Source organism: Treponema sp. OMZ 798, from assembly GCF_024181385.1.
Taxonomy (GTDB): Bacteria; Spirochaetota; Spirochaetia; order Treponematales; family Treponemataceae; genus Treponema_B.
This window is the reverse complement of the sequence record NZ_CP051305.1, coordinates 1,266,363-1,286,681: the sequence shown is the minus strand read 5'-3', so window position 1 is coordinate 1,286,681 and position 20,319 is coordinate 1,266,363. Positions and strand designations below refer to the sequence as shown.

Annotated in this window: 20 protein-coding genes; 4 read left to right on the top strand and 16 right to left on the bottom strand. The window is 36.1% G+C overall.

Going from position 1 to position 20,319, the window contains the following annotated elements; translation table 11 throughout:
- Positions 1–3: 3 nt before the first annotated feature.
- The 5 genes from E4O07_RS06070 to E4O07_RS06050 are packed head-to-tail and all read right to left on the bottom strand — an operon-like array spanning position 4 to position 8,005.
- On the bottom strand, positions 4–1,434 hold the full coding sequence (locus E4O07_RS06070; protein ID WP_253687954.1) for a diguanylate cyclase domain-containing protein: 1,431 nt from the start codon (positions 1,432–1,434) through the stop codon (positions 4–6).
- Entirely contained in the window at positions 1,434–2,981 is a 1,548-nt protein-coding gene (locus E4O07_RS06065) for a motility associated factor glycosyltransferase family protein (RefSeq protein ID WP_253687953.1), read from the bottom strand. Before E4O07_RS06065 ends, E4O07_RS06070 begins: the two co-directional genes overlap by 1 nt.
- A complete protein-coding gene (locus tag E4O07_RS06060; protein WP_253687952.1) occupies positions 2,978–4,516 on the bottom strand; it encodes a 6-hydroxymethylpterin diphosphokinase MptE-like protein in 1,539 nt (512 codons plus the stop codon). The genes E4O07_RS06065 and E4O07_RS06060 overlap by 4 nt, the downstream gene beginning before the upstream one ends.
- Positions 4,500–5,435 (bottom strand): hypothetical protein, encoded by a 936-nt coding sequence (locus E4O07_RS06055; protein WP_253687951.1) that lies wholly within the window; start codon positions 5,433–5,435, stop codon positions 4,500–4,502. The genes E4O07_RS06060 and E4O07_RS06055 overlap by 17 nt, the downstream gene beginning before the upstream one ends.
- Positions 5,435–8,005: a hypothetical protein gene (locus E4O07_RS06050; protein ID WP_253687950.1), complete on the bottom strand. Its 2,571-nt coding sequence runs from the start codon at positions 8,003–8,005 to the stop codon at positions 5,435–5,437. The genes E4O07_RS06055 and E4O07_RS06050 overlap by 1 nt, the downstream gene beginning before the upstream one ends.
- 138 nt (positions 8,006–8,143) lie before the next feature.
- On the opposite strand from E4O07_RS06050, the gene E4O07_RS06045 reads away from it, so the two are divergent.
- Both E4O07_RS06045 and E4O07_RS06040 read left to right on the top strand, forming a co-directional pair.
- Entirely contained in the window at positions 8,144–8,593 is a 450-nt protein-coding gene (locus E4O07_RS06045) for a septum formation initiator family protein (protein WP_253687949.1), read from the top strand.
- Positions 8,568–9,122: an L-threonylcarbamoyladenylate synthase gene (locus E4O07_RS06040; RefSeq protein WP_253687948.1), complete on the top strand. Its 555-nt coding sequence runs from the start codon at positions 8,568–8,570 to the stop codon at positions 9,120–9,122. Before E4O07_RS06045 ends, E4O07_RS06040 begins: the two co-directional genes overlap by 26 nt.
- On the opposite strand, the gene E4O07_RS06035 is transcribed toward E4O07_RS06040, so the two are convergent.
- Positions 9,119–9,985 (bottom strand): TP0183 family DNA metabolism protein, encoded by an 867-nt coding sequence (locus E4O07_RS06035; RefSeq protein ID WP_253687947.1) that lies wholly within the window; start codon positions 9,983–9,985, stop codon positions 9,119–9,121. The two genes, E4O07_RS06040 and E4O07_RS06035, sit on opposite strands and share 4 nt — an antisense overlap.
- Entirely contained in the window at positions 9,985–10,449 is a 465-nt protein-coding gene (gene smpB / locus E4O07_RS06030; protein WP_253687946.1) for an SsrA-binding protein SmpB, read from the bottom strand. Before smpB ends, E4O07_RS06035 begins: the two co-directional genes overlap by 1 nt.
- Before the next feature lie 73 nt (positions 10,450–10,522).
- Here smpB and lepB point away from each other — a divergent pair, with 73 nt between their 5' ends.
- Positions 10,523–11,224, top strand: a complete 702-nt coding sequence (gene lepB, locus E4O07_RS06025) for a signal peptidase I (RefSeq protein ID WP_253687945.1) — start codon at positions 10,523–10,525, stop codon at positions 11,222–11,224.
- Complete coding sequence (locus tag E4O07_RS06020; RefSeq protein ID WP_253687944.1) at positions 11,224–12,432, top strand: coproporphyrinogen-III oxidase family protein; 1,209 nt, start codon at positions 11,224–11,226, stop codon at positions 12,430–12,432. The genes lepB and E4O07_RS06020 overlap by 1 nt, the downstream gene beginning before the upstream one ends.
- A gap of 4 nt (positions 12,433–12,436) precedes the next feature.
- Here the strand turns inward: E4O07_RS06020 and E4O07_RS06015 are convergent, their stop codons facing one another.
- From E4O07_RS06015 to E4O07_RS05975, 9 genes are all read right to left on the bottom strand, one after another.
- Positions 12,437–13,606 (bottom strand): HD-GYP domain-containing protein, encoded by a 1,170-nt coding sequence (locus E4O07_RS06015; RefSeq protein ID WP_253687943.1) that lies wholly within the window; start codon positions 13,604–13,606, stop codon positions 12,437–12,439.
- A gap of 27 nt (positions 13,607–13,633) precedes the next feature.
- A complete protein-coding gene (gene tsaB / locus E4O07_RS06010; protein ID WP_253687942.1) occupies positions 13,634–14,290 on the bottom strand; it encodes a tRNA (adenosine(37)-N6)-threonylcarbamoyltransferase complex dimerization subunit type 1 TsaB in 657 nt (218 codons plus the stop codon).
- Positions 14,287–14,718 carry a tRNA (adenosine(37)-N6)-threonylcarbamoyltransferase complex ATPase subunit type 1 TsaE gene (gene tsaE / locus E4O07_RS06005; protein WP_253687941.1) on the bottom strand — a complete coding sequence of 144 codons (432 nt, stop codon included), beginning with the start codon at positions 14,716–14,718 and terminating at the stop codon, positions 14,287–14,289. The genes tsaB and tsaE overlap by 4 nt, the downstream gene beginning before the upstream one ends.
- A gap of 1 nt (position 14,719) precedes the next feature.
- On the bottom strand, positions 14,720–14,980 hold the full coding sequence (locus E4O07_RS06000) for a DUF4822 domain-containing protein (RefSeq protein WP_253687940.1): 261 nt from the start codon (positions 14,978–14,980) through the stop codon (positions 14,720–14,722).
- A 1-nt stretch (position 14,981) separates the two neighbouring features.
- Positions 14,982–15,587, bottom strand: a complete 606-nt coding sequence (locus tag E4O07_RS05995; RefSeq protein ID WP_253687939.1) for a hypothetical protein — start codon at positions 15,585–15,587, stop codon at positions 14,982–14,984.
- A 9-nt stretch (positions 15,588–15,596) separates the two neighbouring features.
- Positions 15,597–17,558 carry a flagellar filament capping protein FliD gene (gene fliD, locus E4O07_RS05990; protein WP_253687938.1) on the bottom strand — a complete coding sequence of 654 codons (1,962 nt, stop codon included), beginning with the start codon at positions 17,556–17,558 and terminating at the stop codon, positions 15,597–15,599.
- Positions 17,559–17,604: 46 nt separating this feature from the next.
- Positions 17,605–17,976: a flagellar protein FlaG gene (locus E4O07_RS05985; protein WP_002668949.1), complete on the bottom strand. Its 372-nt coding sequence runs from the start codon at positions 17,974–17,976 to the stop codon at positions 17,605–17,607.
- A 201-nt stretch (positions 17,977–18,177) separates the two neighbouring features.
- Positions 18,178–19,035 (bottom strand): flagellin N-terminal helical domain-containing protein, encoded by an 858-nt coding sequence (locus E4O07_RS05980; RefSeq protein ID WP_253687937.1) that lies wholly within the window; start codon positions 19,033–19,035, stop codon positions 18,178–18,180.
- A gap of 283 nt (positions 19,036–19,318) precedes the next feature.
- Complete coding sequence (locus tag E4O07_RS05975; RefSeq protein ID WP_253687936.1) at positions 19,319–20,179, bottom strand: flagellin N-terminal helical domain-containing protein; 861 nt, start codon at positions 20,177–20,179, stop codon at positions 19,319–19,321.
- Positions 20,180–20,319: the final 140 nt, after the last annotated feature.

Genomic DNA, 20,319 nt, shown 5'->3' with positions numbered 1-20,319 from the left:
TTTTTAATTATCCGAAATAAATTCCCTGTATTTGTCGGGATTAACCCTAAAGGCTACTATAGGGTCATCGTTATTCTTTATCGCCCTGTGTACCGCTGCCTGAGCTTCTTCTATCATCCTTCCGGAAGAAATAAGGCGTGAAGTTCTAGTGGTAATTCCTATCGAAACCGATTTCGATATATCGTATTCGGTTAAAATACTCTTCGTGCCCTTATATATTTCCTCAGCCTTTTTCATAGCCTCGTCCAAATTTGTATCTTGAAGGATGGCTGCAAAACCGTTGCTGTCAAATTCAAAAATCATATCTCTAAATTTGATAAAGTCTATTAAAAGAGCTGCAATCTTTTTTCCTATCATGCTTTCGAGGCTGAAATCATCAAGTTTCATAATAACCAAGGCTATATCCTGTTCTGATGATGCTGCCCGCCGTAATTCCGATTCCAGATATTCGGGTAAATATTCCTGCCAGCTTATTCCGGTAATGGGGGAGTAAAGACCTCTAACCTTTTCTATAGCTTCCGGATTTACAGCATCGAATGCTGATGTATTTTGAATGTCCGTATATTCTTCAGAATCGGAGCTTATATAGGCAATATCTTTTTCTTCCTTGTAATTAGATCCTGTTCCGGACTCATAAGGAAATTGCTGTGTAATTTTTAAATTATCCAGATCTTCAAGGCCGTATACTTCCTCATCTCCTGCGGTTTTAATATCTTCCATAGATGTTAAACCGGCTTCATCCTTTTCTTTTGGTTCGATGTAATCATGAGGATAAACTTCTTCTCTCAGTTCTGAATAATATTTATTTTCTGATGCTTTAGGACTTAAGTCTTCTTCATCTTGAATACGGTCTTCAAAGGTTCTTGTATTTATATCTGCATATACCCTGTCTTGAACATGAGAAAGATTTGTAAAAAGAATTATGATTATTGTTAAAATTGTTACGGCTAATATTATAAAAAAAGCACTTCTTATTCTCAAATAGATTACTGCCGGTTTTAATGTCGGGATAGAGGCAGTCAATACAAGCTCGGTATCATAGCTTTTCATTGTTTTTACATTTATTTTTCCGCTATGATTTTTTATAAATAATGAGGCCGGTTTTATAATAAAATTACCGCTTTCATCATAGCTTATCAGGTTAGAATCCTTGGGCCAAGAAATTACAATACTTTTATTAGGTTTGGAAATAACAAAGGCTTTAATTTCCAGCTCATCCGCAAGTGAATACAATCTTTGATTATATTCACTTTGGGCAAAGTTTTCTTTTTCAGACGAGATTATAATTTGTTTCGCAAAATAAGCAAATGCGGATTTTGCTTCCTCTGCACCGGTATCGGAATCCTTTATAATCCCATACACAAACCATGAAAATGTTCCTACTATAATTAATAAAGCTATTGCGGCATATATGCCAATATACATCTTTTTCATTAACTTACAGTATACTCCAGAATTTGAGATAGTACAAGTTCTAAATCGGCAAAATCCGAGATATTTTTAGATAATCTTTTACTTAAATATGCAAAATAAGGTAAAAGAGCCGTTGTTAACATTTTCTTATCCTTCAAAGCCGATTTTTTTAACCGGCTTATAAAATCTTCATATGGAAATATTGAAAACTCCTCGTTTTTCCATTGAGGGGTTGCCGAACGGCAAGGCGAATGGGCTGCCGAATTAAGGTTGATTGCCGCTTCAAAAAAATCCTTATATCCGTCTAAAAGAGCTGTGGTATAAGTTATTTTTCCGTTTTTTATAGTTTTTTTTACCTCTGTTCTAAACATAAACTCACAAAATTTTGTTTCTAAGGATGAAGTTTTAAAAGAGCTTTTTTCAAACTGTTTTGAAAGATATGTTCCGTTTGCATAAGCCTTGCCTTCCGTATAAGCAAAGTCCAAGCCTAAGAACTCCAAATCTTTAAATCCGAGAGAAAGGGCTGCCGACCTTGCCGCAAGGGCAACCGTACCGCTTGAAGTTTCCATATAAGGGAATGGAGAAAAAAATGAGGCATATTGAGCAAAGGGATGGGCGCTTTTTGTAAAGAAAAAGGAGTTACCGTTTTTTAAGAATTCCCTTGCAAGGATCGGGTTTGAGCAAAGATCGAATATACCTACGGTGTTTTGTGTAAAAGGCTTAAAGCAATGAGCATAAGAAATATTTTGCGGGTCCATGCTCACAAAAAAATCGGCTTCTATTCCTGCTGCATTTAAAACAGGAAAGGCCGTATCCGAAGCAAAAAGAACAAGTGAATCCCTGTATTTTTTTATATTTTCCAAGGCCGATTCAAGGCCTGGTCCGGCTCCTAAAATATAGGCTTTTTTTGCCTGATCCGTTTTTGGGATTATCGGCCTTATCATAGAAGCTGTCTTTAAATTATGCATAATGTTCCGCATCCATATCTTACCGAAGGCTGCCTGCGTCGAAAGATCTGCCTGTATCTTTTCTAATGAGGTTTGAATTTTATTTTCGAATTTTTTTGTTTTATCTTTGTAAAAATCTTCCCAAGGCCTTAAAATTCTTATCTCAAAATTGCCGTGTATGGCCGGAATATAGGTATTGATAAATTCTTTTTCAAAGTTTTCCGATTCCAATGGAGGTAAAAAAGATAGGTTCTTATTTAGAATAAGACGTGAAAAATCTATTAGTTTAAATAAACTTTTAAAATTTGAAAAACTTGCTTCGGTTACGGCACAGTGCTTTGACTGAAAATTGTTTAAAAAAAACTCTATGTGAATACCGGCCCCCAATCCGCAAAACAGCACAAAGTTTTCGTTTCCCGTAAAAAACCTCGATGCTTCTTTTACGGGATCATATTTTGAATGAAGGAGTTTTCCGTTTTTTAACAAGGGAAGAGAATGGCCGGTTTTCGATATCTCCGTATCGGAAGAGTAATCCGAGCTTTCAGTGGAATTGATAATATCTTCTGCAAGTTTTAAATTTATTTTTTTTAATGCTTCTATATTTTTATCAAACAAATTCATGGTTTAAGCCTTCTAATTTGGTTTTCTAAAAAGGAGCTTATTTCGTTTTCAAGCTTTAGTTTAATTTCAGCTTCATTGCACGTATCTTTTTCTTTTAAAAATATCATATAATTTTGAAAAGAAATAAATTCGCATAATTCTTTTTGGGGACTGTTTAATTCTTTTTCCTTTGCGCTTATTTTTATTTTATCGAAAAAGGTCTCAGTTTTTATTTCCTCTTTTATGTTTTGGTAAATCTCCGAAAGCAGGGCTTTTTTTTCGTTGAGAGATTTAAATCTCAAAGTTTTTGATTGCTTTGCCTGAATATTTTTTTTATTTGCATTTTCTTGAGTTCTTACCTGAGCCTTAAAATCTTCCCCGTCTATTGATTTTATATTCCCTATGGGAGAAAGGTTTTGTCCTATTCTAAAAAGCCGTTCAGCCCTCGGCTTAGGGAGCCGGCTAAACCATTTTTCGTAAGCTTTTAATGAGCGCAGATCAAAATTAGATATAGCCGCAAAATTGGATACAGGATCTAAGCGGTTTGCTTTAATTTCTTTTTGTTTTTGACTTTCATGGGGTGAACAATGAGAAAAACCCTTTGATTCCTTTAAATCCAAGCCTGCAATAAAAATTTTCCCTCTCGTGTTGTCTAAGAGAAGCTCTATTGCCGTGCCTGACACGGTTCCGTTTCTTTTTGCAGGAAGAGGCTCAATCCCTAAGCCGTCAAAAAAAAGACTTTCAAGGGCTGAGCCGTAACTTAAAAAAAGCGAGTTATTGTTTTTTAGAACGTGGTAAGGAATTTTTGCTTCCAATGGGAAGGCTAGGGCGGTTTCTTTAAACCTTTTATCATTTAAATATTTTAAATGATTGGCAGCCCAAAATCCGCCGTCAGTCGATATACATAGATCAAGCCTCATATTGCGGCTCAAGACGGCCGGCAGAGCTGAGGCTGCCGCCATGTTAAATATTCCGTTTATATTTTCAGAGTAATTATCCAATATCTCATCTAAGCTTGGGCCGGCCCCTGCAAAAAAGCAAGGTCCCTCATTTCCTAAATTCCTTTCTTGGAAAAAATCCCTGTTCACAATTCTTTCGGAATATATAAAGTTATCGCCCATGTTTTTCAGCCATCTTTTTCCGAAAAAGCTTCTTGTAGCTATTACGCTTTGTATTATCTTTACGGCTTCGGATATCTCTTTCCATACCCAAGAAGCCGAATCAGGCCAAACCTTTTCTGCCGGCTTCCAAGGTAAAAACAAGGTAGACGATAAAAATTCGTCCGGAATATTATTAACCAAAAAAAAAGACGGATTTCCTGACACCGGTCTCCAAACTGCGTCCCAGAGTTTGTCCGAGTCCAAAAAATAATTATCCGTGTACCTCATAGCAATCAATTTGGCTCTAGCAAATTTTTTACGTAAGGCTGAGGCAAGATAGGATTCACCGGGTTCCGTGATAACTATAATTTTAGGACTTCCCTGTATTGTATCTGAAAACCTCTCCGCCTCTTTTTGCGGGTTATAAGAAGAGTGTAATTTAACTTGCTTTATCATTTATCACGGCCTTAAAAAAATCTTTTATCTCGTTTATATTTTTTGAGGTTCCTGTGTAGTCCATCAAAATTTTAGAACAGACGTCTTCTCCATAAATCTTAGATAAACTTGCCGTTATTTTTTTTGTGTAAATATCCATAGGCAGGGTTTCTGATGAGAATATAGATGCATAAAGACAATTGTCCATACTCAAAATTGCCATATTGGATTTGCCTATCAGGTTAAGAATTTTATTTATTATCGAATAATAAAGGCTTAGTTTATTTAAATCGCTTTGCAGTGTTACCCTGTCAGGAAAAACATGAAAAAATGCGATTGTCAGTAAATGGGCCGTATTATTAAGATTTAGGGCAGATTTTATTTTAAGCATTATTGTATCTGTACCGTATTGAAAAGGGTATACAGGTCTTGCCGTTTCTATAATCTGTTTATATTGATCATAGTATGGTAAAAAATCGCTTACAAGCTTATCTGCTTTTTCAAAATCAAAGTCTTCTCTATAAACATCTTTTTGCGATTTTATTAAAAATAAAAAACTTCTATTTTTTTCAACCGGATATAAAATAATATCTGTAATGCTTATATACTCCTGAGAAGAAAAGAAATTCTTTATCGATTTTAAATCCTTAGTTGTAAAAGAATACAGGTTATCTTGCTTAAAATCAAACCTGTCTATAATGCTTGAAGGTATCATGCACCTGTGAAAAGTAGTTATATCCACTCCTTCAGCAAAACACAGATTATAAAAATCTTCATGGGTTTTTACCAAAAAACCGCCCTTTTCAATGCGGAGATTTTTAAGCAGGGTTTGAAAAGTATTTTTTGCATCAAAAAAAGGTGAATGAGGCCTTTCAGTCGGTGCTTTTGGAGGCTGATAAGCTTTTTTGCTTACAGCCTCCGCCTTCTGCCTCAATCCCATTAGGATATCCCCAGCTCGTCAAAAAGCCTTTTATAAGTATCAAAGTATTCCGACTTTGCAAACTCTTCAATTTTTTCTTCAGGCAAACTTTCCAAGAGCTGATCCATATAAGTTAGAACAGACTTAATCTCATCTTTTAAATGAATAGGTAAGGTCTCTGTTTTTATTTTTTGTTCTTCTGCAGCACTCTCATCAAGTTCAAGCCTTGGAATATCCTGAGCGGCTAAATCAAGTTCTTCAGGTGAAAATACTGCATCTTCATGGTGTTCGGTTATTGTTTCAGAGATATCCTCTGATATCGACATATCTTCAAAGACGTCTTCAGTTTCGGTTTCCACGGCTTCAGAAGATAAGGAACTGTCCTCCCAAAGAATTTCATCGGATTTTTGAATATCTTTCTCTATTGCGTTTTCAGATTCTATATCTTCAAAATCCAAAGCCTCATCATGGCCTTCTTCAATATTTTCTGTAATGGCTTCAAAACCGCTGTATTCATCACCTAAAGGAATGCTTTGTCCGTCAGGAAGTTCAAGTTCGGTGATTTTGAGGTCAAAGTCTTCTATGCCGTCTGCTTCTTCGGTATTTGAGTTTTCTAAATCAGATTCATCTAAGACTTCTTCTTCTAATTCTAAAACAGGGGTTTCCGTTATATCATCCGACATAAAGTCTTCAACTTGAATAATTTCTTCGTTTTCTTCATCCGGTTCATCTTCAATGTTTAGCTCTACATCTTCGTCAAGATAGCTGATATCATCCGTCAAATCATTGATATGCTCAGGTTCTACAGCGTTTAATAGGTCCTCGTCGGCAAAAATTTCATCATCATCTTGACTTTTTTCCTCTTTATCATCATCGAAAAAGGCTTCATCGATTTCGTCCAATGTTTCAGGAATTTCATAATCTTTTTCCGTGTTTTCTTCCGTGAAATCAGCCGTTATCAATATATTATTAAGCTCATCACCTGTAAGGGCGATTGTTTCATCTCCGTCATCATCATTAAAGAATCCGTTTTTATCGCTCTCTGCTACATCATTTAAAATGCTATCGGTTACGGTATTTTCTTGAGACTCTGAGCTGTTTGACTCTTCCAATTTTTGTTGGGTTTGAGCCATTTCAAATTTCATATTTGCGAGTTCATTTTTGATGTTTACTAATTCGCTTGCAATTTGGATTAAGATTTCGGTAGCCTTATCGTTTGCAAGAACATTGGATTGTGATGCTGCCGGTTGAGGCTTTTCTATAAATTCTTCCGGTATTTCATGATTTCCTGAGTCTAAAAGATCATTTTCAAGGGCTTCAATATCGTCAAAAAACATATCGCTGTTTTCTTCAACAACTTCCTCTATCTTTTCTTCCGGCTCTGCCGTCTCTCCCATAACACTATCCAGCATTGAGTCAAAATCATCAGCGGCTTCAATCTCTTCCATTTTTTCTTCCATCTCTGCCGGAGAAGAGTTGGCCATAATTTTTTGATTTTCTTTTCGGATTTCGTCTATATTACCGGCTTCTATTATGGTGCTCTCTATAACTAAGCCGTCATCATCTTTTTTTTCTTCTTCCGTATTTTCAGCATCTTCTGCTTCTTCAAATTCGGAAATATCGCTGAATATTTCGACATCTTCTAAGTCTTCATCCGTTCCCATAGTTTTACCTGCAAGAGATGTTATATCCGAGTATTCGTCTATGGTAATGTTAAGAGGAATTTCATCAGTTAGTTCTTCTACTTCTTCTGCATTATTTTCATCATTAGCTTCAAGTTCGTCTAAAATGTCATCAAAGTCGGAAATATCTTCAATTGTCCTTTCAGGTAAATTTTCAATATCTGAAGTTTTATTTTCTGTTGAGATTTCGCTTGCATCAGGTTCATCTGAACTTATTTCAAAGCTTTCGTTTCCTTCAAAATCTATGGCATCGCTTTCCTTTGTTTCCAAATAGTCTTCGTCAAAAGAAAGATCAAGTTTTATATTGTTATCAGGTTCAAGGTTTCCGTCTTCGTTTTTATCCTCAGTTTCATCATCCGATTCAAGGGCTTCAGCATCGCTTAGGAAGTCGTCTAAATCGAGAGTTTCAAAGTCATTTATATCGGATGTTATTTCTTCAGATTCAGTTTCTTCTTCGGCTTTCGGCATTACATCAAGACCGGTACCAAAACTATCATTTTCTTCTTCATCAATTACTACAGCATCAGATTCATCAAAAATATCGAATTCATCCCCAAAAATATCGTCATCAGAAGTAACACTTAAATCTTCAATAGGTTCTTCAGATTTATTGCTTTCTTCATTTTCGATAGTTTCAAAATTATTCAATGTTGTTAATTCTTCGAACTCTAAGGCATCATCCGGATTATCTAAATTTATGATATCATGGTCGTCAAATTCCAATACGTCTTCTTCAAAAGGATCCTCAGCAGTGTCATTTTCTATAGGCAGCATACTTTCATAACTGTCTTTATGTTCAGGTCTTTTTTTTACCCATACACCATACATATCAAGATTTGAATCATCTTCAAGTTTTACCGGAAAAACCGAATCATCCGGTTCTTCAATTTTGTTAAAATCTAATGCCATGCTATTCTCCCGTATAACTTATATCTATAATTATACTATATATCGACAGAATTTGTAAATAACCTAAATTATTTAGTCGAAATAAATTGCCAAAAAATTCAAGAAAAAAACATAAAATGCCGTTATATATTTTAGACTATGAAAATCTATTTTAGAGTGCTTATTCCCATTTTTATTACTGTTTTTGCTTACACTGTTTTGACTGTGTTTTTAGGCCCTAAGGGAATATATGCACAGCGGTTTATAGAGGTTCAGCGGGATACTCTTGTAAGCCATGTCCGCTCTCTTAGGCAAACGGGAGAGGATTTGGACAGCCTGATAAGAAATTTAACCTATGATCCTGAAACAATTGCTATTTATGCCCATGAACTGGGTTATATATATGATAATGAGGGAATAATTAAGCTTGTGAATTTTAATTCAGGCTTTGGGAAGGGGCTAAATCCGGGGACAATCTTAAAAATTGAAGCTCCGTATTTTCTTTCAGATTACATATGCAAAACAATAGCGGCATCTTTAGGGCTAATTGTTATTATTTTTCAGATGCTGGCGGTAAGAAAAGATGCTTATTTTAAAAAAAGATCCTAAATCTTTAGAAATAGCAGCCTCGTCCTTAAAAAAGGGCGAAATTATAATAGTTCCTACCGATACCGTTTACGGTTTTTCGGGTATAATGCCTTTTACAAAAGAAAAAATCATTAAAATCAAAAAAAGAGGGGCTGAAAAGAGTTTTATCAGCCTCATTGAAAAACCGCAAGATATTTTTAAATATACGGATACCTCCATTCCTCAGTTCCTATTAAATCTTTGGCCTGCTCCTTTAAGCATAATAGTAAGAGATAAAGAGGGCGGGGGTACTTCGGCTTTTAGATGCCCTGATGATGCATGGCTTAGAAATCTAATAGGAAGGACGGGTTTTCCTATTTATTCTACCAGCGTAAACTACTCAGGAGAGCCTGTTTTAAGCGATATCAGGGATATAATAAGGGAGTTTGAAGATAAGGTTTCATTGATAATTGATGGAGGAGAGCAAAAGGGCTTATCGTCTACAATCGTCAGCTTAATTGATAAGGAGCCTTGCATAATAAGACAAGGTGCTTTAAAGATAAGTTTTTAATTTTTTACCCAGCGTACTTTTTTTATAACTTCATTTACCGAAACAAGGGTGTTTCCATGATAGACTATTTCGATGTCTATTTTTTCTCCGACTAAAATCTTATTGTCTGATGAAACAAGGAATTTCCATGAGGGGGTTTTACCCATCTCTGCAGCCTTTTTGGCTATCTCATCAGGTAAATTGATAAATTGTCTTGGCAGCGGTTTCCCTGATTGATTTATTGTCAAATAGCCTTCATTCACCCTTATTTGGAGCAAGATGGTTATCCCGCTTGAAAGGAGGGCAATTCCTCTTCCTCCCCTCATAATCTCGACCCTTTCAAGTCCCTCTTCTCCCTGCCATGAGCCTGAAAGGATATCGATATTTTTAACCTCTTCTACCTCTGCATCCTCCTTAGGAGCTGAGTCCTCCAAATTATAGGTAACCGATAAATTAACCGATTTATCAAAAATATCCGATACAAGAACTCGTGAGTCCAATAGGATTAAATTAACACTTTGATAAATTTTAGATATACGTCTTGTTATTTTATCCGAAGAATTTTTCAGCATAAGTTCAAGCTGTATTCCGTTTTCCAGTCCCGTAATCTTGCCCGCAAAAACATAATCGAAACGCTGCTGGGCATCCGTTTCGGTAACCGGAGTAGAACGCATATCTACAATATCATATTTTTTTAATTCTTTTACAAAGCTGAAAATAGCATTACTGATTGTTGCTGTTGTTTGTTCCGTTATATTTTTAGATTCAAGTTTAAAAACTCCGACTGTGGGCGCCGCATATATCGCAGTTCCTATGCTGAAAGCCAGTATAGGCAGTCTTAAAAGTAAAAATCTTAAAAATCCGTAAAACGTTTTTATCTTCATTATTTACCTCTTATTTTTATCTCCCTTTGCATATCTCTTTTTATGTCTCTATCTTTTATGTCTGCCCGTTTATCAAAGGTCTTTTTACCCTTACAAACACCTAAGAGAACCTTAACGATACCGTTTTTAAAGTAAAATTCCAATGGAATAAGGGTATAACCTTTTTCCTCCACCTTTCGTTTTAATCTCTTTATTTCGTCCTTTTTTAAAAGGAGTTTTTTGGGCCTTTCAGGATCATGATTAAATATGGAAGAGTAAATATACTCCGAAATATGAAAATTTTTTACCCAGACCTCATTATCTTTAATTTCGGCAAAGGCATCCGGAAAAGAGATTCTTCCTTCTCTGAGAGATTTGACTTCCGTACCCTTTAAGACTAGACCGCATTCTATTTTTTCTTCAACGGTGTAATTAAAAAAAGCCTTTTTGTTTTTTGCTATGATTTTTACAGGTGTTTTCTCCATATCCCTATTATATTCATAGATTAGACACTTGTCAACGATAACGGAAAATGATATTATGCATTGAGGATTAATAATGACAGCAAAATACAGAAATTTTTCATATACGGCAAAGAGAGAGTACCGAAACAAGGTATTGTTTATTATTTTTTTGGTTCTTTTTGCTTTTCTTTCATATATACTCATAACATCATATCTGTTAAAAACTTATAGATTACAAACCGATACTATGTTTCCTGAAATTTCTAAGGGGGATATGGTTTTGGTTACACCCATCTATGCTCCGGCTTCAGCTAAAAGGGGGGACCTGGTTATTATCGACGGCGCATCATCGCAAAATAAGCCTTTTTTTAAATCTGCTGTAAATGCCGTTGTCGGCTTTTTTACTTTTCATCTTGTAAGACCCTTTGATTTGCAGAGTGCAGATGCTTATTCCATAAGGAGAATTGTAGGCTTGCCCGGAGATACCTTGTATATGGAAAATTTTGTATTGCACATAAAAACTAAAGATTCTAGTCATTTTTTGACCGAATTTGAGTTAGCTCAAAAAAATTATGATATTGAAGTTAAGGATCTGCCTGCTCATTGGGATTCATCCTTACCTTTTTCAGGAGCATATCCTAAGACGGTTCTAAAAGAAGGAGAATATTTTGTATTATGCGATAATAGGATAATCACTGATGATTCCCGTCTTTGGGGGGCTGTAAAAGGAGATAAAAAAATATGCGGCAAAATTATTTTAAAATATTGGCCGCTTAAAGAGTTTAAGACCTATTGATGAAAAAGGCCGGGCTTTATATCCACATACCTTTTTGCCTCCAAAAATGTAATTATTGCGATTTTTTTTCCGTTCGGGCTGACCGGTTCAAGAATATATTATCAGCTGCTTTAAGTCCCTTTGTTTTACGATTGGCTGAAGATATAAAAATTCAAGCAGATAAGTTCTCCATAAGTGAATGGGATACCGTTTATATAGGAGGCGGAACTCCGTCTCTTTTATCTCCTGATGATCTTTTTTACCTTTCATCGCAAATATTGGCCGCTCAAAGAAATTCTCCTAAAGAATTTACGGTTGAAATTAATCCTGAAGATTTAAATAAAGAATTTTTATCTGCAGCAGCCCAAGGAGGAGTTAATAGGTTTTCGGTAGGAATTCAGTCCCTTAATGATGAGGTTTTAAGAGCTTGTAAGAGGAGGGGAGAAAGAAAATTAAGCCTTTCAGCTCTTGAACTTTTGCGCACTAAAAAAGACCTAATCCTTTCTTGTGATCTAATCGCAGGACTAAATAAGCAGACCTTTGATATTCTAAAAGATGACATAGAAACCTTATTGGCTTTCAAACCTGAGCATTTTTCTTTGTACGCCCTTTGTTCAAATACAAGGGTTTCAGCCGAGAAAGATGATGAAATAGCCGAGTTATGGAGCTATGGTAAGAATATTTTAGAGAAAAATAGCTATAATAAGTATGAAGTGTCTAATTTTTCATACAAAAATTCATATAAAAGTATACATAATGAGAAATATTGGGGGTTGGAGGATTATATCGGGGTCGGTCCCGGTGCCTTCGGTTCAATTTTTTTTAATAAAGAAGCCCTCCCTGCTTCTGTAAATGCCAATGCCCATGAACATGCTTACTTACATTCACATGCTCACGCATTGAGATTTTCTGCAATTAAAAATATAGATAAATGGATGACTGCAAAAAACAGAGATGATGTTTATGAATATGAAACCATTGATGAAAAAGAATTTATTGAAGAAGCCTTTATGATGGGCTTAAGGCTAACCGAGGGGATTGACAGGTCTTTTTTTAAATCAAGATTCGGTAAGGATATTACGGTATTTGCAGGAAAAACTATTTCAAAATGGCTCAATAGGAAAGAGGCCGTTTTAACGGAAAAAAGATTTTATTTAACTGAAAAAGGTTTTCTTTATTTAAATTTATTTTTGCAGGATCTATTTCAAGAAATTGATACCTTATTTTAAAAATTTATCCGGCCTGACTTTGGTCCTTATTTTGTTCCCATATATAATTAAATTCTTTGTGTATACTTTCGAAAGCTTCAATCAGGGTAGGGTCAAAGTGTCCTCCGGATCCGTTTGCAATATGTATAACAGTTTCCTTGTGAGGAATTCCTTCTTTGTAAGACCTTTTCATTCTAAGGGCATCGTAAACATCGGCTATAGCCACTATACGCGCCGATAGAGGAATCATTTCACCTGCAAGTCTATAAGGATAGCCCCTTCCGTCCCATCTCTCATGATGGCTAAGGGTGATTTCTTTTGCCATAGGGATAGGGTAGTTTGCAAGGATTAGGGTTCCGTTAATAGTATGCTCTCTCATAACAGCCCATTCCACGTCATTAAGGGAACCTTTTTTTTGTAAGATATAATCGGGTGTTCCTATTTTTCCTATATCGTGTATAGCTGCGAGAGAAGAAATATTATCTATAAAATCGGCATCTATTTGAGGAAACAAATTCTCCTTAAACAAGACTTCGGCAAGGGCTTTCGAATAATAATTAAGCCTTTCATTATGAAAGCCTGTATCATTATCCTTTAATTTTGAGGCATTTAATAGACTTTCCATCATACCCTTATATTGGCTTAAATAAGAATTGCTTATATCTTCAAACATAACCCAGTACCCGTTGAGAGTATTATTATCAAATAAGGGAAATATGTTTGTCTTTGTATACATAGTCTTACGGTATCTTGTTTTATGCTTTAAAACTCCTGACCATGAGTAGCCTCTATTAGGGCTCCTTAATTTTGTTAAAAGGTCATCAAGGGAGGACTTTTCAAGAGTGCTTCCGAATATGTTAAAAAACGGTTTTTTTTCTATATTGTGATAACCTTCAAAAAGATGGTTTACTGCATCGCTTATGTATAGTATCAAAAAATTTTTATCCAATAGTAATGAGCAAACGGTGGGAGTAGCAAGCAGGTCTACAGCTGTTTTTAAAACCTCGGTTTTGATTTCTTGATTGTTAAAATTTATCGGATGATGCAGACTGTCAGGATCGTCTTGATAAAGGTCATCATCGAGCTCTTCCAATTCTTCTTCTACTTCATCAAGCATTTCTACTTCATCAAGAGTGAGAAAATTTTTTTCATGAATCCCTATTTCAGATTTATCTTTGTTTTTATTTTTTATCATAGGCCAAAATCCTTTAATTTCAAATAACTAATATTCTGCATCGCTCTTCCTTATATATACAGGACCCTCATGATCTTCCACTTTTTTACAGGCTTGATTTTTTATAAAACAATCAAGTAAAATTTTTGAGAAAGCTTCTTTGTCTGCTTCTATCAAGGTAATATTATTTGCATCAATAGACGCTCCGGCTTCTTCATTAAATTTTTCGGTACCAAAACCGCAAATAATCGTTTTTTTGTTTTTATCGATCAGTTTAAGAGCTTCTTGTGCGCTTATATCAAAAGCTTCCGAGACCGGTTTTTTGTTTTCAAATGCCTGCACATAAAAACAATCTCGTTTTGCATCAATAACCGATAAAAATTGATTTTTACCGCCGTATTTACAACAAAGAGCTTCCAAAATAGAAACACAAAAAAAACGGGCATTAGTTTGCAGCTGAATTGCCTTTGCCGTTGAGTAAGCAAGCCTTAAACCGGTAAAGCCTCCCGGCCCCTGAGGACATACTAAAATATCGGTTTCGTTTATAGAAAAACCGGCCTGTTGTACTGCTGTTTCTATTGCCGGAATAATCACAGCAGAATGTCTGGCTTTAGCCGGTGTAAAAACAGAGGTAAATGTACCGGCATTTCCTTGAGCGGTTATTGCAATAGATGTCCAACTTGTATCGATGCAAACGATATTCATAGATCCTCACCAAAGTCTTTGTCATTGATGATAATTTTTCTGGAATTATCATCATTTACAGTTATACCGATATAAATAGTGTTTTTGGGCAAGGCTTCTTTTACCTTTTTACTCCATTCAACCACACAAACTCCGTCTCCATATAACATTTCTTCGGTACCCAAGTCTAAAAAATCCTCAACTCCTTCAATTCTGTATACATCCATATGATATAGATGCAGCCGTCCTGAGTATTCTGATATTAATGTAAAGGTCGGGCTTGTAATGTCCTCTTCAATGTCTAAGCCTTGTGCTATACCCTTTGTAAGATAGGTTTTTCCAGCTGCCAAAGAACCGTCAAGGGCTATTACATCTCCTTTTTTTAATTTTTTTCCTATCTTTTTTCCTAAATTAATAGTGTCTTCTTCAGTCTTTGTTATAAATTCCATATTACGGTAATTTCCTTGTTTCAACTAAACGGCGGACACAGGCTTTTAACTCCATCATTATTTGTAATACAGGATAGTCTATCTTGTCTATCATCTGTACCTGTATTTCGGTTTCACCTGTAGGTTTATGTTCTACAAAAAATTCAACCTTTCCGTTTTGTTCTTTACCTAATATTGTATATACCGCCGTTCCGGCATATTTTTGCCTGTAATATATATGTGTATCTTCTTTTTCAATATTTTTTATTTCAGAAACAATCATTTTAATCTCCGGTTATTGTTCTTATTGATAATAAACCATTTCCGAGCTTTTTTACAAGCGGTGCCAGTTCATATTCGGCAATATCCGAAATTTCTACCGTATCCGTATCTTCAATAGCATTAATAATAGCATCTAAATTAGACGATATTTCGCTTTGGTATTCTCTGAGGGTCATCTCTCCTAATTTTAGATCTTCGGGGATCTCTGCAATATCGAATAATTTAGCTGTTTCATATAATTTTGTAAGGTTAACGGAAAAATCTTCGATTGCTTTGATAACTTCAACATCGTTTCCTGTTTGGACCTTGATAGGAATTTTCTCGATTTCTTCCGAATTTTTTATAAATTCATCACCAAGCCCTTTTAAAAGGCTGCGTATATCCTCTCCGCTTGTTGTAAACAGCTCAATGTCTATTTCTATTTGATGGGGATCTTGAAAAAGCTCATCAAGCTCGCTTAAAGTCAATTCTTTTCCGTTCACGCAAACTTGAGTTATAGTACTTTTTTGGTTTCGGCATTCTTGTTCTATATTTCCAAGAACATCGCCTATAGTTATTTCTTTTTCAAGTTTTAATTCAATTTCTTGTCCGTTTAATTTTACTTTCATCTTTATTCCTTATTTATTTTGATTTTGAAGTTGTTTGTTAAAATTATCCATTGTCTGAGATTGTTTTTGTAAACTTTTTAAGGTTCCATCCATTATTCCATATTTCCTCTTAAGTGCTAATTCTTTTTCGGCTAATTTTTTGTCGTAGTTTTCGATTCTTTTTTGAGAAGAGTCCATCTTTAGTTTTAAAGCGTCGGTTTTTACACCAAAGATACCGCCTCTTTGCGTATACGGATTAATGTACTCGTATACTGCATGGGCAAGTCCGGAATCTATTAAAATATCTCCGTCAGAATCAAAACCGAAAAAAAGTCTTACCTCTTCCATATTGTTGTTTAAAGCTTCATCAAGTTTTTTTTCGTCAATTTCAAGATATCCGCGAAGGCGGGACATGTCTATGCCGCCTGCATTATCGGATTTTGTAGAAACACCCAATTGAGCAAGCATAAATATTTTTGAATCATCAGCGGCCTTATATGGAGTATTTATTTTTTGTCTTAAATTGGATTTTAAAGACATCAAAGTAGAGTCGCCATACATAAGCCCCAATTTTTTTTGAGCATCTTCAACCTCCGCTTCTGAAAGATAGGTCAGCTCTTCTATAATTTCGGGCTTATTTTGCGTTAATATGTTTATTTGAGCAAAAACGCGATTATATTTGGCCACTAGTTCAATAATGGCATTTTTTACTGCTTCTACATCAGGCTTTATGGTTAGTTTTTCCTGTTTTTCCGATGATTCATGTGTATGAAGGGTTACTCCGGGAATTAAATCGTCAATGTCGTTTTTATCCCTTTTAATTTGAATACCTTCAAAATTTATTATAGCATCTTGTGCTGTCGAAACAGGGTTTACCGGAACATAATCTCCCGCAGCCTTAGGATCGAATATTTTGATGTTTTCGATAAAAACAGCCTTTTCGGTATTATTATTGTTTATTGCAAGAGCTTTTACATCCCCGTATTCAGCCAAAGGAATCGTAATTGTTTGTGTTTCGGCATTTTCAGAAAGGGGGGGCAGGGGAATAAGCACTCCTCGTGTTGATTCTAAGGCTAAAATATTCATATCAACTTTTCGATGATCTGAGGCTTCCTTAGGTTCCATTTTAGTTTTTTCAAGGCCGTCGTTTGAAGGTTCATTTTGTATAACAATACCCCTATATGAGATTGAGCCTATTTGTTCGTAAGTTTTTTCTCCCGTTTCTTCTTTTTGTGCAGAAGCTTTTGACGGTTCCTTAATTGAAACTGTAAGCTCCATGACATATTGACCTTTAGCTCTTACAGATTCTGAAAAATCTATTTTTTGAGAGGACTCAGGTCCGGTTTCAATGGAAGTAACTGAAGTTTTTATGGCAGATGTATCATTTTTTTTGATAAGTCCCATCTCAAGAGCCATCGATAGGGCATCATCGGCAAATTCCAACCTGTTTTTTGCCCCTGTTATATTGGATGAAAAGAGCAGGGATTTTGTTTCTGGTGTTATTTTTATTTCGCTGATATTTAAAATTTCTTTTGCCCTTGAGTTTACAAGGTCGATAAAACCCTTATATTTCCCTCCCTTCCAGTTTACTGATATGTTTTTTTCTCCTACCTTAAAAGTATATACCCCTTTTTTTATTTCAATATCTTTATTTACTTCTTTGGTTAAAAATTTATCTGCTTCTGCGATTTGGACAACATTAATTTTTACGTTTTGATCCTTGGCTCCTCTGGAAGCTGTCGCGGTAAAGGATCTTTCATTTGAGGATTCTGCTATTTTTTCTACAAAGGGATTATTAAAAGAATATAGGTCTCTTGCAGCATTGCGTACTTCAAGAGAAAATTTATTGACCTGTCTCCACGAATCATCCTGCAATTTTAGACGTTCGAGTTTTTCGGCTTCTCTGTCGCGAGGAATTCTTTCCTTTTTCATCAAAGCTTCAACAAGCTTTTCGTATGTACTGTTGACTCCCGGTATACTTAAATCGGACATTTAAACCCCTATTTTTCTTACTACCTAAAAAAGGGAAAATTTCCGACTAGATTGATTCATCGAATAAAAGGCCGACTGTTTCAAGTATTCTTGCCTGCAGCCGTTGTATTGCTTCAGATGGAATTTCCCTTATTACCTTGTCGGTATTTGCATCTATTACCTTAACAACAATGCGGTTTGTTTCTTTGTTTACTCTAAATTGCAATTTACGATCACACATGTCGCATAATTTTTGGATTTGTGCAACCGCTTTTGAGATTTCATTCGGGTCCACCAGCGTCTTTTGATTTTCGGCTTGTTCGGCAGCTTCCTTTTGTACTATTACATCCGATGCAGCTCTCATCGAGCCGTTAATCACTGTATCACGTTTTTGTTGTAATGCTGCTTGGTGCCCTATGCCGTTTATTTCTATACTCATAAAAACCTCCTTGGCTTTAAATAGACATCATCCGTGACATCTAAATATAGTTATAACGTTTTAAGCATCAACTCTTAGCAGTAAAAAAAAGGAAGAAGAAGGGCGCATCTTCTTTCTTCCTAAAGATTCTAAAGGCCTTTAATTTTAAGAGATGACATCCGGTTATCTCTTTTTTTATCGGCCCTTACAAGATCTGCTTCGTTATTGAAGAAGCCTGACAACAGCCTGAGGCTGTGCATTGGCCTGTGCCAACATAGCAGTTCCTGATTGGATCAAGATCTGATTCTTTGTATAGTCAACAATCTCTTTAGCCATGTCTGCGTCTCGGATTCTTGATTCGGCAGCCTGCATATTTTCGGCAGCAATTGCTATACCGTTATATGCCATTTCAAACCTATTCTGGTATGCACCAAGGTCTGCGCGCTGCTTGTTAATCTGCTTAAGAGCATTATCAAGGGCTCCCAATGCCATGTTTGCACCGTCTACAGAAGACATTGAAATCATCTTGTCTTCTCCGCCCTGTTGTGCTCCTATAATACCGAGTGCTGTAGCTGTCATTGTTCCTATGTAGATCTTTTCTCTTTGATCCATATTTGCACCGACATGGAGCTGCATAGGTCCCGATACGGAATCTTGAGCGAAACGGCCTGTAAGGATATTCATTCCGTTGAACTGAGCATGGCTTGCGATTCTGTCTACTTCGTCAACAAGCTGTGAAACTTCAACTTGAATCTGCATCCTGTCTTCGGCTGAATAAATGCCGTTTGAGGCCTGTATAGCCAACTCTCTTAATCTCTGTATTATATCTGTCGTTTCACCTAAGTAACCTTCCGTTGCTTGAATGAAAGAAACACCGTTTTGAATATTCTGTCCGGCCTGGTTTAAACCTCTGATCTGGCTGCGCATCTTTTCGGATACGGCTAAACCTGAAGCATCGTCACCTGCACGGTTGATTCTTTCCGCACTGGAAAGCTTTTCGATGTTTTTTGCGAGATGAAGTTCGTTGACTCCTCCCTGTCGCTGTGCAAACATTGCACTCATATTGTGATTAATAATCATATGACCCTCCCTGAAGTCCTATAGTTCAGCATCCTTTGCTGAAAAATACTCCTGTATTTTATAATATTGTATAAAATTTTGCGCCTTTTACACAAATTATAAAGACAGTATTATTAACAATTTTATTCAAACTGTTAATAATACTGTAATACAGGGCTTCATAAGGGCCGCCAATCAAGGGCATTTTTTCAAAGATCGTTTAAGCGTGCAGGGGATTTCCCCTTCACGCCTAACACATTATACTCTTATAATTAAAAAAATACAAGAGTATTTTACAAATTTGTTACCTTAAAAGAGACATTACAAGCTGGCTGTTGTTATTAGCCTGAGCAAGCATTGCGATACCGGTATTTGACAAGATTTGGTTCTTGGTATATTCTACCATTTGTTTTGCCATATCTGCATCACGGATTCTTGACTCTGCAGCTTGGAGGTTTTCGGCTGCGATATCAATACCTACAACCGTCAATTCCATTCTGTTCTGGTAACCGCCAAGATCGGCTCTTTGCTTGTTGATCTTTTTTAGACCTTCATCAATGATTCCGATTCCTCGGTTAGCGGCATCTGCGGTTTCAATCGTCATAATTTTTTCGTCGCCGATATTTCGGATACCGAGGGCGGCAGCCGACATTGTGCCGATATAAACGCGCATTCTCTGATCCATGTTTGCTCCGATATGGAACCACATAGAACCGGTAACAACATTTTCACCTGTTTCGCGTGCAAAGCGGCCTGTAAGCATATTCATACCGTTAAATTGGGCTGAACTTGCAATTCGGTCAACTTCGGCAACCAACTGAGAAACTTCAACCTGAATCTGCATTCTGTCTTCAGCAGAGTAGATACCGTTTGAAGACTGAACAGCCAACTCTCTGATTCTCTGCATGATGTCGGTTGTTTCCTGCAAGAAAGCTTCGGCTACTTGAATAAAGTTAATGCCGTTTGAAGCGTTTGCAGAAGCTTGGTTTAAACCTCGAATCTGACTTCTCATTTTCTCGGAAACTGCAAGACCGGAAGCGTCATCGCCTGCACGGTTAATGCGTAAACCGGATGAAAGCTTTTCGATGTCTTTACCGATGCGTACATTGGTAACACCCTGCGTTCTCTGTGCGAACATCGCACTCATGTTGTGATTAATAATCATAAGATATTCCTCCCTGGAATAATGTGTTTATAAAGCATCCTTGCTTTATTTTGAGGATAGAAAACCCTCATTATCTATGATCGGTTTCCTGTTTCTAAAACTTTAGGCCTTTTTTAAAAAAAAATCGAAAAAAAGATATA

Coding starts and splice junctions, on each gene's coding strand:
- lepB (WP_253687945.1), top strand. CDS start 10,523: ATGACAGCAAAATACAGAAATTTTTCATATACGGCAAAGAGAGAGTAC.
- E4O07_RS05980 (WP_253687937.1), bottom strand. CDS start 19,035: ATGATTATTAATCACAATATGAGTGCAATGTTTGCACAGCGACAGGGA.
- E4O07_RS06065 (WP_253687953.1), bottom strand. CDS start 2,981: ATGAATTTGTTTGATAAAAATATAGAAGCATTAAAAAAAATAAATTTA.
- E4O07_RS06000 (WP_253687940.1), bottom strand. CDS start 14,980: ATGATTGTTTCTGAAATAAAAAATATTGAAAAAGAAGATACACATATA.
- E4O07_RS05975 (WP_253687936.1), bottom strand. CDS start 20,179: ATGATTATTAATCACAACATGAGTGCGATGTTCGCACAGAGAACGCAG.
- E4O07_RS06050 (WP_253687950.1), bottom strand. CDS start 8,005: ATGGCATTAGATTTTAACAAAATTGAAGAACCGGATGATTCGGTTTTT.
- E4O07_RS06020 (WP_253687944.1), top strand. CDS start 11,224: ATGAAAAAGGCCGGGCTTTATATCCACATACCTTTTTGCCTCCAAAAA.
- E4O07_RS06070 (WP_253687954.1), bottom strand. CDS start 1,434: ATGAAAAAGATGTATATTGGCATATATGCCGCAATAGCTTTATTAATT.
- E4O07_RS06015 (WP_253687943.1), bottom strand. CDS start 13,606: ATGATAAAAAATAAAAACAAAGATAAATCTGAAATAGGGATTCATGAA.
- fliD (WP_253687938.1), bottom strand. CDS start 17,558: ATGTCCGATTTAAGTATACCGGGAGTCAACAGTACATACGAAAAGCTT.
- E4O07_RS06035 (WP_253687947.1), bottom strand. CDS start 9,985: ATGAAGATAAAAACGTTTTACGGATTTTTAAGATTTTTACTTTTAAGA.
- E4O07_RS06045 (WP_253687949.1), top strand. CDS start 8,144: ATGAAAATCTATTTTAGAGTGCTTATTCCCATTTTTATTACTGTTTTT.
- E4O07_RS05985 (WP_002668949.1), bottom strand. CDS start 17,976: ATGAGTATAGAAATAAACGGCATAGGGCACCAAGCAGCATTACAACAA.
- E4O07_RS05995 (WP_253687939.1), bottom strand. CDS start 15,587: ATGAAAGTAAAATTAAACGGACAAGAAATTGAATTAAAACTTGAAAAA.
- tsaB (WP_253687942.1), bottom strand. CDS start 14,290: ATGAATATCGTTTGCATCGATACAAGTTGGACATCTATTGCAATAACC.
- E4O07_RS06055 (WP_253687951.1), bottom strand. CDS start 5,435: ATGGGATTGAGGCAGAAGGCGGAGGCTGTAAGCAAAAAAGCTTATCAG.
- smpB (WP_253687946.1), bottom strand. CDS start 10,449: ATGGAGAAAACACCTGTAAAAATCATAGCAAAAAACAAAAAGGCTTTT.
- E4O07_RS06040 (WP_253687948.1), top strand. CDS start 8,568: ATGCTTATTTTAAAAAAAGATCCTAAATCTTTAGAAATAGCAGCCTCG.
- E4O07_RS06060 (WP_253687952.1), bottom strand. CDS start 4,516: ATGATAAAGCAAGTTAAATTACACTCTTCTTATAACCCGCAAAAAGAG.
- tsaE (WP_253687941.1), bottom strand. CDS start 14,718: ATGGAATTTATAACAAAGACTGAAGAAGACACTATTAATTTAGGAAAA.